The sequence below is a fragment of the Anaeroplasma bactoclasticum genome (assembly GCF_003550015.1).
GTDB lineage: Bacteria > Bacillota_I > Bacilli_A > Acholeplasmatales > Anaeroplasmataceae > Anaeroplasma > Anaeroplasma bactoclasticum.
In genome coordinates, this window is sequence record NZ_QXEV01000040.1 from 1 (window position 1) to 12544 (window position 12544).

At 32.8% G+C, this 12544-nt stretch carries 11 protein-coding genes and 3 riboswitches; all 11 genes read right to left on the reverse strand.

Translation table 11 applies throughout. The annotated features are described in order from the left end of the window. A partial coding sequence (locus tag EI71_RS09330) for an IS1 family transposase (RefSeq protein ID WP_147387592.1) occupies positions 1–254 on the reverse strand: 254 nt, incomplete at its 3' end. 176 nt (positions 255–430) lie between these two features. Beyond that, positions 431–1900: a hypothetical protein gene (locus EI71_RS09335; RefSeq protein ID WP_119016971.1), complete on the reverse strand. Its 1470-nt coding sequence runs from the start codon at positions 1898–1900 to the stop codon at positions 431–433. 94 nt (positions 1901–1994) lie between these two features. Further along, complete coding sequence (locus EI71_RS09340; RefSeq protein ID WP_119016972.1) at positions 1995–3053, reverse strand: hypothetical protein; 1059 nt, start codon at positions 3051–3053, stop codon at positions 1995–1997. A 3-nt stretch (positions 3054–3056) separates the two neighbouring features. Next, complete coding sequence (locus tag EI71_RS09345; protein WP_119016973.1) at positions 3057–4163, reverse strand: hypothetical protein; 1107 nt, start codon at positions 4161–4163, stop codon at positions 3057–3059. 30 nt (positions 4164–4193) lie between these two features. Beyond that, a complete protein-coding gene (locus EI71_RS09350) occupies positions 4194–4931 on the reverse strand; it encodes a hypothetical protein (RefSeq protein ID WP_211321103.1) in 738 nt (245 codons plus the stop codon). A 134-nt stretch (positions 4932–5065) separates the two neighbouring features. Then, positions 5066–5141, reverse strand: a riboswitch (cyclic di-GMP riboswitch). A 106-nt stretch (positions 5142–5247) separates the two neighbouring features. Then, positions 5248–6891, reverse strand: coding sequence for a bifunctional diguanylate cyclase/phosphodiesterase (locus EI71_RS09355; protein WP_119016975.1), 1644 nt, complete (start codon positions 6889–6891; stop codon positions 5248–5250). Positions 6892–6903: 12 nt separating this feature from the next. After that, entirely contained in the window at positions 6904–9402 is a 2499-nt protein-coding gene (locus tag EI71_RS09360; protein WP_119016976.1) for a sensor domain-containing protein, read from the reverse strand. Between the two features lie 156 nt (positions 9403–9558). After that, a riboswitch (cyclic di-GMP riboswitch) is annotated at positions 9559–9638 on the reverse strand. Between the two features lie 10 nt (positions 9639–9648). Continuing rightward, positions 9649–9727: riboswitch (cyclic di-GMP riboswitch) on the reverse strand. A 314-nt stretch (positions 9728–10041) separates the two neighbouring features. After that, positions 10042–10674, reverse strand: a complete 633-nt coding sequence (locus EI71_RS09365; protein ID WP_119016977.1) for a hypothetical protein — start codon at positions 10672–10674, stop codon at positions 10042–10044. Positions 10675–10878: 204 nt separating this feature from the next. Then, entirely contained in the window at positions 10879–11421 is a 543-nt protein-coding gene (gene nusG, locus EI71_RS09370; RefSeq protein WP_119016978.1) for a transcription termination/antitermination protein NusG, read from the reverse strand. 14 nt (positions 11422–11435) lie between these two features. Next, positions 11436–12179: a preprotein translocase subunit SecE gene (locus EI71_RS09375; RefSeq protein WP_119016979.1), complete on the reverse strand. Its 744-nt coding sequence runs from the start codon at positions 12177–12179 to the stop codon at positions 11436–11438. Between the two features lie 11 nt (positions 12180–12190). Beyond that, complete coding sequence (gene rpmG, locus EI71_RS09380) at positions 12191–12340, reverse strand: 50S ribosomal protein L33 (RefSeq protein ID WP_119016980.1); 150 nt, start codon at positions 12338–12340, stop codon at positions 12191–12193. Between the last annotated feature and the right edge of the window lie 204 nt (positions 12341–12544).

Genomic DNA, 12544 nt, shown 5'->3' on the forward strand with positions numbered 1-12544 from the left:
CGATGGTAAAGCGTTCCTGTTGTCTTAGAAAAAAATTTATTGCAGTCTTTGCAGTAATATTTTTGCTTTCCTTTGTTAAAGCCATATTTAATGAAGGAAAGAGATCCACAATGCGGACAACAATCTGGATCATGATTAAAGTTTTCTTCATTCTTGGTGTCTTCAGTTACTCTATCCTTTACCAATTTATAAATATGTGCAGATATAAAGTCTAGTTCTACGGGTGTTAATTTCTTTAAATCATCTAATGTCATGGTTAAATACCTCACTTTGACTGAAGTATAAACTCTATTTTTACATTATTGATGTCTATTTACCAACTTTTTGTTTGAACTTAGCATAATTTGTTTTTTTCTCCTTTTTCTTTGATTTTTAGTTTTAATAATTGCTTGTTTTTGTTAAATAATTTGAACTGTTTTTACTACCTGAATTAATTGATTCTCTTTGACGAGAATGATAATTGTGATTGTATTGATCCACCAATGCCATCAAAACAATCAGCATCCCAGCCTTCCAGCCAGATTCTAAATGTTATTAGCTTACCATCCTCACCAGATGATAATGTAGTGATTTTCTTATTATCTGAACCAGTCAAATCCTTGATAGTAGTAGGGATTTCATCATAAGCCATTAAACGAGTATGTAAATAATCATTTTGCTTAAGATTAGTATAATAAGTATATGATGCACTATTTTTGTATCCATATTCATAGTCCAGTTCACTACTATAATTAGGATTTGTTACATCATATAGATCACTATAATTTGTTGCATAGCTGCCATAATTTGAATCTCCATGTTCTGAGTCATTTAACTCATAAATTAGAGATCCTGTTGTTCTCCCTGAGGCCTCAAATGCATTTTCATCAGTGATTGACAAACGAATTGCGTTAGCTCCATACACATCTATATCTGTATAGGTATTTAATGTTTTTGGAGTTCCACTGACTGCGGTTGTCATTGGTGCACCTAATTGCACCGGTGTTGCTGCTGATGTAAATCTTGTCGGAGATATTGTTATCGCATCATTAATCTTAACACCATTAAGGTATTGTGCATCAACGGTTTCTTCTTCTCCGTTAAGATATACCTCATATCTTGTTCCATTTGTAAATTCTAAAACTTCTTCTCCACCATCGAGTAAATCTTGTGCTTTTTCAGTTATGTCTTTTACAATAGGTAGCTTTTGATAATAGATATAATCTTCATTATATGTAGCAAGACCTGTCTGATATGTTTCATCAGTTGCACTTGTTTTATAATAGAATTGGTTGACGTTAGTATTATTAACTTCAATACCAAGCTTACTAGTTTCTACATATTGATGATCAACTGCTATATAATATCTAGTATCTGGCTCTATTGTAGTAACCTTAGAATACTCTCCTCTTAGATTTGTAGTTCTAAAATATACTTGGAACTCGATAAATCTTCCGCTTTCTACGGATGCTTCTGAATTAAATAAGTCTGTCATTTTTACACCATTTTGTGATGTTAATGGCATAAGCTGTATTTCATTCAATGCAATTGTTTTATCTTGTTCAGTTACGATCGAACCATAAGTATAACCATCTCCAATAGGATTACCATCATCATCAATGTTTGGTATTAGATGATATAACTCGCTCTTTGCTAGAGTTTCATTATACTTCCAACCATACTGTGTTGGCGCATATTTCACTAACATTGCACCTTGAATCTCATCCTTTGTTAAGTCACTTTTGTAGTTGATTCCATCAACAGATACTAAGAAACCAAGTCCGCCATTAACTGTTAAGTTAAAGCCTTTAACTTTAGCCTCGGAATATCCAGGGAACCATGCATAAGTCACTGAAGCAAAGGTAACTGCGGTTACTGTTAGTGCGGCTACACTTAAGATCGTTTTTCTTAAGAGCTTCATAATACCTCCTTTTTCTTATATTTCAGCTATCGCTGATTTTGACTCTCGGGAGTTAGAGTCATTTATTTAAACAGTTTTCACTGTCTAAAGCATTTTAAACTTCTGTTAGAACAAATTCTAACGAGCAAGCGAATGTAGATCCTTGAATGGATGTACCTAGTAAGTAATCTGCATCCCAGCCCTCAAGCCAGATTAGCATTGTTACTTTAACTACATCTTCATTACCGAAGGATACTACCTTCTTTCCAATCCATTTATCATTTGCATCTTTATGACCATATTCATTTATGGTATTGAATGCATATCCATCTTCTGCTCCATATACTCCATCAAGAAGATTTCCATTATAATCTCTCTTTGTAGTATTTGTAGTAGTAAATGCTTCAAATGGATGATAAACATTGTAGTAATTAATCATTACTGAGGAATATGGGTCATGTCTCTCATCAGTTCTACCAGTAATTGCTGCTGAACCTAAGTCACTATTATCATAAACCTCATATACCTGAAGCGGATCAGATACCACTTCGCTATTATAAACTCCAATACGCATTGCGTTTGCTACATTCTGGTTAATCTCTTGATTAGCATGATATGGAGTTGGAGCATAATAATCATATACAATATCATATTTCCATGTTGTAAATCCATGCTGGATTGGAACAACATCTTCAATTGCATTTATATAAGTATTTTCACCAAATACAACTTCATAATTTGTTGCAGCTGTTTTAGTATTTAACACTTTAAAATACAAATCAAATTTTAAATAATCTTCATTTTCAATAGCATCTACATAAGTTCTTTCGTGAGTAGCACGATTGATTTTTTCTTTTACGAAGGAGATATCTCCATCAGCTATAATTGTGTTACCACTATTCTTAATTGTAGTACCAGTAATATAATTATTATCAAAGGCTTCAACAGAATTAGCTAACTTCTTCTTTAGCTCAGTTCCTGTGATATCTTGGCTAAAATTAGTTCCATCTAAGGAAATCATTAAGCCTTCTTGGCCTTCAACCTTAAAGTCAAATTCATCTACTGTGGCAGTATTGCCAATTAATACATAGGCGAATGTTGTTGCAGTTAGTGAAACTGCTAGAGCAAGAGATGCTGCTCCGGATAAAATTAATTTAATTGCTTTTTGCTTCATATCTTATCCCTCCACCTTTGTAAAGTTTAGGAAGAAGCGGATTGATTCTGTATCCACACCTTCAAGATAATCTGCATCGTAACCATCTAACCAAATATAGAAGGTTGCTTTTACAATATTATATTCACCTTCAGAATCTCTTTGGAAAATTCCTAAAGGATACAAATCATTAAAGTTCTTAACTGTTTCAACATATTCTGTATCATAGTCTTTTAAATATAGACCATTTGCTGCACGCTTATGTGTATTATTGAAATATGTTACCATTGGGTTAACTAGCGGGTTATGAAGATCATCTGTTGCATTTTTGTATGCACTAGAACCATATCCTTCGTTAAGCTCATAAATTCTATCTCCTTCAGTTCCAGAAACGCCAATTCGCATTGCGTTTGCTGGATTGATAGTGATTTTATCTCCTGATTTAAATAATCCCTTAACGATTGGATTAGCTGGATCACTATCATCTCTTAAATCTAAAGAAGGTAAAATATTTAACTCATTATTTAATGTTACTTCAGATTCTTCAGCTTGAATATAAGATATTCCTAAGCCTTCATCATGAGCGCTATCCGCAAATACTAAATTGTATTTTTCTTTTGGATGATTCGATGATGCAATAGCTCTAAAATATAAATCAAATTTTAGATAAGATGCTGATAGCTTATTCTCTGTTAGAGCATAAGGCTTGAAATAACCACCATCTATATAATCTAATGGATTCTTTACATTATCTATTGTATTAAATCCATAGAATTGCCAATTCTCATTTGGTGATACAGCACCTAAGACTGTTTCGCCATATGTATTTACCATTGCATCTATTTCATCACTAGTAAAATCAGTTAATTTCTTATTTTCATCATTTACTAAATTATATCTTTGAAGTGATATAGCCTTTACAAGTTCACTCTTTGTGATGGTATCTACAAAATGTGTACCATCAATAGAGATTTCAAGGCCTTCATCTGTATGAATTTTGATTTCAAATTCTTCTGTCCATGCGTTTGCGTTTCTCGCAAACCAAGCGTAGGTTGTTGAGGTTAGACATACTGCTGTTGCAGCTAACGCACATGAGCCCATTATTAACTTTTTAGTAATACTTTTTCTCATACCTCAACCTCCTTACTTTTAATTTATATGTTACATTACAACCTTAATTAACATTTCAAATTTAATAGTTCCATTGAAAAGTGCTGCACCGAAATAATCAGAATCAGGATCGTCTCCCTCTAACCATAACAATACAGAATACTTTACATAATTCATTCCTTGACCAAATCCAATATTAATGGATTGATTATCAAATACTGTTCCTCCTGATGATTTAGAAGAATCTCTAAATGATGCAGGAGTAATAATATAAGATGGATACTCAATCTTAATATCTTCTAGATTTTGTCCCTTATATTTATCTAGTGTAGCAGCCCTTTCAATAGAATCAGGCTTCTGATATAAACGAGGGTCTGATACATTATAAGATTCATAATAAGTTAATACTCTTATGATTTCATCACAATAATTTGTTACATTAGAATATGTTAATTGTACATTTACACCAACACCACCAGATTTGGAAGTGTTTTTAATATAGAATGTATAAACATATAATGAATTATTATCCTTTTGAGACCATCCTGGATTATGACAGATTTCTCTTAAATCCTGATAATCTTCTTTTAAGAAATATCTTGGTGAATAGTCGTTCATATCTGTCATTGGGTCTGCGACTAAGCTTGCAGGTGGGTTTTTCTCATCTAAATCAAGTGTAACCGCAATTGTCTTTTGAACATCACCAGACTGAACTCTTATAACAAATTGACCAGCTTCTTGACCTAGCCACATTGCCATAATAATCAAGGCAGCTGCTATAAATAGCAAAATCAAGAGTGCCAATTTAAAAAATTTACTTTTCCATAACGATACTAACTTGTTAGGCATCTAGGCTGCCTCCTTTCTAAGACATTTTTCATCCTAAGAAATAAAAAATGCCATCTTGGGATTTACATTTCCAAAATGACAACTGGCTGACCTATCGTGGCCCCTATAGTTTTGCGTCGCCGACTTACATCGGGTTTGCCTTTTGACACCTGAATTATAGGGTACTATGTAAACGTTGTCAACATATTTTGGGATAAAATCCTTTAATTTTGTTAAATTTTGTTAGGCATTTTTTAAAATGTGTCTATTTTAGTAATTAGACTAATAAATCGTCATCACTAGGGTCAGAAACTAATAAATCCTCATCATTTGACTCTTCCTCAGCCATTCTAGATTGAGCATTTTCTCTAGCCATACGATCCAAATATTCTTCTGGAGACTCTTCAGCCTCTTCTGCAGGAATATCCTGTAATTCATCAGAATGCATTTCCTTGAATAATGCTTCATTATCTTCAAGAGCGGATACATCATCAAGTAATACTTGATACTGACGCTTTTCGATGTATTCTTCGAATGCATCTTCAGATAATGGCTTAGCAAAGTAATAACCTTGACCAAGGAATACATTTTGTTCCTTAACATACTTAGTAAGCTCTGCATTTTCGATACCCTCGCAGATAAGCTCTTTGTTGTTATCTTCTGCATACTTAACTAAGATCTGTAAGAATCTTTCCTTCATGAAGTTGTTTTCAACATCCTTAAGGAAGTTTCTACCAAGCTTAATAACATCTACTGGAGACTTCTGGATATTCTGAACAGATTGACCATCAAGCTCGAAGCCATCGACTGCAATCTTGAAACCATAGTCACGTAGCTTATAAATATTTGTCTTAATAACTGCAATTCTTTCTACCATCATGAAGTCATTAACTTCTAGCATGAACCACTCAGGCTTAGCTTGACGCTTATTCATGATTTCAATGAATGAGTTTGCAAGCTGAGGGTCAAGTAGCTGCTTTGTAGATAAGTTTAGTGAGAATCTAAGTGGTACAGTTGGGAATTTCTCTTGCATTGTATTATGCATGTTGATCATGGTTTCAATACCCCATTCACCAACCCACTTGATATCTCCAGACTGCTCTAATACCTTTAAGAAGGTTGCTGGAGACTGGACACCCTTAGTTGGGTGATTCCAACGCATTAGGGCTTCGGCACCATTCATTAACTTATCAGCTAAGTTTAGAATTGGCTGATAGTAAAGTACGAATTCCTTCTTCTGGATTGCCTGCTTAACCTCCTGGAAGTAGTTCATATTGTCTAATTCCTCTTCCTTGATTGTAGCATAGAAGTTTGTAAACTTATTACCACCATCACGCTTAGATACATAAGTAGTAAGCTCTAGGTTAGAATATAATTCTTCAAAAGTTTGTCCTGCATTAGGATATGTTGCCATACCTACAGATACAGATAATGTAATTGTTTCACCAATTAATACCTGATATGGAGATTGTGCTGCAGTTACAATCTTAGATGCGATAGACTCAAGTCTAGCAAAGTTATCCTCATCCTTAATGAATACCATGAATTCATCATTTTGATATCTACATACACTGGCATTATAAGGAATAACTCTTAAGATTCTTGTTGCAATTTCCTTTAGCATTAAATCACATGCTTCTTTACCGAATACTTCATTTAAATCTGCAAATCCATCAATATCTACATACATTAATGTCATCGCACCGAAACGGTCAACCTTTTTAATATAATTACGAACAGAATCTTCCATTGCTCTTCTTGTTACTGCATCCTCAACAATAACCTCAGATTCTTCTTTTTCTTTACGTATATTTCTTTTGATTAGCCAATAGAACAAGAAGCCTAAGCCACATGTTAAAATTAGCGCAACGAATACAATAACTATTGCTCCGCCATCAGATATATTATTTTCTAATAACATAACACTACCTCCTTACTTCTTCTTGCTTCCGGTATTATACTGCTCTAGTAATTCAACTGCCTCATCGTAAGGCATTGCCTTACCGATTAACCAACCTTGAATTACTCTACAGCCCATCTTCTTGACCATATCGGATTGCTCTTGTGTTTCAACACCTTCACAAATCAAATCTAGGTTAAGCGCGTTACCTAAGTTACAGATTGTCTTAACAATGTTCTCATGAACCTTGTTCGTTTCAATATACTTTGTAAATTCCTTATCAATCTTTAAGGTATCTACTGGTAAATCTTTTAAATATAACATAGAAGAATAACCTGTACAGAAGTCATCTAGATGGATATGGAAACCAGCTTCCCTTAATAGACGAAGCTTTTCAGTAATTAACTGCATAGAACCCATCAATAATGTTTCTGTAATTTCTACTGCAATAGAGCCCTTCTTAAGCTCATTGGAATTAAATTCATCAATTAATTGCTGTACGAAACCTACCTGAAGTAGCTGTACTGGAGATACGTTAATGGAAACGTGTACTCCATATGGCTCAAGCTTCTTTGCAAGCTTGAAGGATTCAGCAATTACGAACTTACCAATATCTAGCATGTGTCCACGCTGTTCAGCAAGCTCAATGAATAATTGTGGAGATTTATCTCTATATTTAGGATTCATCCAACGAATTAATGCCTCAAAGCCATCAATTCTATTATTGAACACATCAAACTGAGGCTGTAGCCACATTTGGAATTCGTGTCCAATTAAACCCATTTCAATATCATGCTCCATTTCATCTGCTGCTAGAATGATACCATCCATTGTAGGCTCATAGATGATATAATCCTTACCAGTTAAGGATGCCATATTTCTATAAGCTAAGTCTAGCTTAACTCTTATATCATCTAGCTTAGTTTCAGCAAAATCACCTTGCTTAACATTGAAAATTACAATCTTACTCTTTAAATAAATATTATTTGCTTTAACTGTAATAGGTCTTTGTAATAAATCTAGAAATTCATTAATTAATGGCTGTACACTTGCAAATTCATCATTTGGTACAATTACCATAAATTTAGAATCATCGATATGATATACCTTATGCTCCATGAAGCAATCCTTAATCATATCTAATAATTGAATTAATAACTGATTGTAAACTGTTTTACCGAATACCTGGATAATATCTGCATGCTTTGTAATGTTAATTTCAACGAATGCTACATTATATCCTTGGTTATTCTCTAAAATCTTTTCAAATTGGTTTTCTAGTGTAAATCCATTATCACACTTAGTTACAGAATTCTTACCAGACATGATTTCCAGATGCTTACGCATTCTATAGTCTGTTGTAATATCTGTACCCATTAGGTAATAGCTATTTGAAATGAATAATGGGGATAGATGTAAGAATCTAACATCTGCCTCATCATATAGGTCCATTGGAACCTTACATTCAAATGCCTTATTCTCTTTAATTGTTTTAATGATTGGTTCATTGGTTTCAACATCAATGAACTCATCAACATTTAATAGCTTTCTAGTTACACCATACATTTGCTTAAATGTTTTATTGGTGAATATTATCTTTCCTGCTGGATCAATACGTAATACCATAGCCTTAGTAGCTTGTACTGCGTGACGGTCAGCTCTAAGTAATTGTGAACACTTTCTAACGCCAAGTACCATAATACCAAGCATTAATGCTGTAACAATTACTCCGGCAACGAAATAAATAATTGCTTGCTGGATTACCCAATCAATTCCTAAGAAGTTATCTCCAAGAGGAATTACTGTTCCATAATAAGCGTCTAAATAATCAATATAGGTTGCAGAGAATACCAAAGAACCATGTTGATTTAATACTATATTAATATCTTTATGATTAATTAAATCATTTGCTGCAATACCATACTCTGTAGAAATATTATCAACTAAGAATCTAAAACCAATATTAGAATCTACTGTAGTAAATTCAATATCTCCATCATCATTGAAGATTACCATTTGTCTTTCTGCATTTAAAGCATATTCAAGAACTGTAGATGCAGCAATACGAACAACTAATTTACCATTTAAAGCATTACTAGAACTATCATCCTTAATATAATAGAAATAATAATTTTGATCCTTTGCTTGGCTGGTTTCATAATTTGCTTCATCGAATGTTGCAGCCTGTGCAAATATTGGTTTATATTTACCGGATGGTGTGCCATCCTCTAATAATACTTCTTCAAATTTAGAGGCTAGGCCGGTTTGATTTCTCGCAACCATAAATGTTTTTGAGTTATCTGTAGATACAAGATCATCATTTGCATCCCCATAATATAAATTATAATAGGAATCAACTTTTTCTTCCACTGTAGTGGATTCTACATATGCAGCCTGTAAGCCTAACTGCATCATAGAGTTTTCAACCTTACCATTACGAATGGAAAGATAATAACATACTGCCAAAGCAGCATAGGCAACAATTAAGACTACGCCTGCTAAGAAATAGTATCTCAAATCTCTTACTCTCATCCTACGACCTCCTATCCTTATAGCTAAATAAAGCGCATAATAAAAACGCTTTCTTACTCTTTATTATAAAATAAATATTCCTTCAAGTCAATTTATTTAACGGGTTTTAGACAAAAGAAAAAGCAAAGCTTTTCAATCACCCCACCAATTATTTCAAATGGTAACTGGCTGCCTTACAAACCTAAGGCCCTTTAGCTTTGCGTCACCGGCTCACACCGGGTTTGCTCTTATCATTCTTTTAAGTTAAATGGTAACTGGCTGCCTTACCTATTAAGGCCCTCTAGCTTTGCGTCGCCGATTTACACCGGGTTTGCTTTTATCATTTGTGCTATAAGTATATCATTTAAGAAAAACGATTTCAATATATTTTTTAAATTGAAATCCAAAAACTGAAAACTTCGAATAATTTTCGTAAAAAATGATTTATTATTTCTAAAATAAATAAATTTTTAATCGTTTTTGGCTGCTTTCGAAAGAAAATAGACTCTCGTTTATTTTACAATAATTTCAAATATTTATATATAAATAAAAGGATTTGCTTTACTTTTTCAATAATATCTGAATCTATTCCTGTTTTAGCGTTTAAATTATCAATAAATTGTTTAAACAATATTTTATCGTTATGTAGATTCATCCATTCTACCTCGCAAGCGTTAATATTTTATTAATTACATTTCTACTCTTTGTATCCATCGCATATTTTATTATTTTCTCGAAATCAAGATTATTTGCCTTTATAAACCTATAAATTAATTCGTCTGAATTTTCAACCTCAATTTCAATTTTGTCTTTATTCTCTATTAAATCAAATAGCTGCAAATACTTATAATTGTCATTAGTAATTTTAATCTTAGGTTTTCTAATAACTACATTTAAATTTGGATTATTGTATTTATTGTAATTTTTACATTCGTTTGAAACAATATCAATAACATTTGGGACTTGAGTGGTTAAACGTGCTTCATTAAAAAGCTTGGCTCCAGTGATATATCCCTTAATATTCCCTTTTTTATCCGTAATATATTTGTAATGAATTATGTCTCTATTACCAATTGCCATTTTACCAAATATATTTTCAACGGGCATATAATATATTCCACTATAAGCTTTTTCTAATAGCCCTTCATTATTCATCCTATGCAAGATGGCTTTTACGTTATTATATACTTTTCTATCATTCATCTCCATTTGAATATCAATGATATACTCTTCAATTTCATTAATAAAAATAGGTACACCCTTCCCAATAGTATTAATATACTCTAATACCATATTGTAATAATTTATAAAACCCCCCCCTATATTGACCTTTTTATTAGAATAATTTATTTTTTCTCACATTTCGGTAATATTATATATTACTTGCATTTTTTTGTCAAATCAATAAAATCCAAGTAATCATCTTGCTTAAATCTTGCTTAATATGTTGCTTAAGGAAAAGAAAAATCCTCACCCTATTTGAGTGAGGATTCATTATTATAATTTCTTAACTTGATTGAATGGGAACTCCATTGGAGTCATACGGCCAAATATTTCGATTAAAATAGTTACTACTTCTTTTTCTTGGTTTACAGCAGATACTTCACCGATAGTGCCCTTGAATGAGCCTTCAGCAACCTCAATCTTATCACCAACATAAATATCGAATACTGGCTTTTGAATCATTCCAAGCTTCTCTAGGATTGCATCCATCTCATCCTTTGGAACTGCAACTGGCTTAGTTCCTCCACCTGAAGATCCTAAGAAACCTGTTACCTTTGGAGTGTTACGAACCATGAACCATGCATCTTCGTCCATTTCGTCTTCAACTTCCATTTCAACGAATACATAACCAGGGAAAAGCTTTTCTACCTTTTCCTTCTTTTTACCTTTTTTATCTACAACTTCTTTAATTTCTTCTGGAACTAATACCTGATAGATAAGATCTGTCATATTCATTGACTCTCTTCTTCTTTCTAGGTCTTGCTTAACAGAATTTTCATATCCAGAATAAGTTGTTACAATATACCATCTTTTCATATGTGCTTACCTCCTTAAATAATTAGGTCTAATAATTCAGTAATGAATACATCATATAACATAAATAATAATGTTAATACAATGATAAATACAAATGTACGAATGGCATTTCCTAAAAACTTAGGCCATGTTAACCATGTAATCTTCTTTAATTCTGGGAATGCAGGCTTTAAGAATGGATAAAGTGCATAAATTAAACCTAAGGATGCAAGTACAACTAAAATCCAAGCGAATACAGTTGGATATTCACCAATTAATGGGAAATCCTTTCTTACTTGAAGTGCACCATTAAGCATTAAGCAGCCAAGTAATAGAGTAATAATAGAAATAACTAGGAATAACCAGTTTTCCCATTGATGCTCTTCCTTTAGGTATTCACCAATACGGTATACACCTAAGCTAGCTTCCTTTTCAGCCTTCTTTTCCATTTGCTTACGAATCTTAGCTTCAACTAAAGCCTTACCGCTAGTCTCTTCAGCCTTTTCTTCTTCAACTGGCTTAACCTCTTCTTCAGCTACTTCTTCATCTTCAAAAGTACTTGCGTTCTTTTTCTTCTTTGATTTAGGTCCACCAATTGCTTGCTTTTTTTCTTTTACAGTTTCTTCTTTAGCTTCTGCCTGAGCTTCATCAGTTTCTTCAGCTACTGCCTCTTCTACCTTTTCAGTTACTTCTTCAGCAACTTTTTCTTCCTCTTTTGCTTCTTCTTTACCTTCATCCTCTAAAGGTAAATTCTTTTCTAATTCCTTATCATCTGCCATAGTATTTCTCCTTACTTTGTTTCCTTGTGCATAGTATATTTATTACAAGTTGGACAGTATTTCTTGATTTCTAATCTTTCTGTATTCTTTTGTGGATTCTTTGTAGTAGTATAATTACGACTAAAACATTCTTCACAAATCAAAATGACTTTTGTTCTCAATAGAATTACCTCCTAAACTAAATTTAAAGCAAAATAAAAAAACCTTTTTATTCTAGGTCTCTAAAAGAATTATAAGACATTTCAATATGAAATTCAACAATAAAAATAATTTATTTGAGTTTCCCCATTTTTAAATTCATACGAAATTTTGTCAATTTTAGGAGATGTCAAATCTGACCCCCATTACAGTCCACAAATCTCGTC

What these genes read in the sequence shown, in the direction of transcription:
- EI71_RS09355 (WP_119016975.1), bottom strand. Translation starts at nt 6,891, where the DNA reads ATGTTATTAGAAAATAATATATCTGATGGCGGAGCAATAGTTATTGTA.
- EI71_RS09345 (WP_119016973.1), bottom strand. Translation starts at nt 4,163, where the DNA reads ATGAGAAAAAGTATTACTAAAAAGTTAATAATGGGCTCATGTGCGTTA.
- EI71_RS09340 (WP_119016972.1), bottom strand. Translation starts at nt 3,053, where the DNA reads ATGAAGCAAAAAGCAATTAAATTAATTTTATCCGGAGCAGCATCTCTT.
- nusG (WP_119016978.1), bottom strand. Translation starts at nt 11,421, where the DNA reads ATGAAAAGATGGTATATTGTAACAACTTATTCTGGATATGAAAATTCT.
- EI71_RS09375 (WP_119016979.1), bottom strand. Translation starts at nt 12,179, where the DNA reads ATGGCAGATGATAAGGAATTAGAAAAGAATTTACCTTTAGAGGATGAA.
- EI71_RS09335 (WP_119016971.1), bottom strand. Translation starts at nt 1,900, where the DNA reads ATGAAGCTCTTAAGAAAAACGATCTTAAGTGTAGCCGCACTAACAGTA.
- EI71_RS09360 (WP_119016976.1), bottom strand. Translation starts at nt 9,402, where the DNA reads ATGAGAGTAAGAGATTTGAGATACTATTTCTTAGCAGGCGTAGTCTTA.
- EI71_RS09365 (WP_119016977.1), bottom strand. Translation starts at nt 10,674, where the DNA reads ATGGTATTAGAGTATATTAATACTATTGGGAAGGGTGTACCTATTTTT.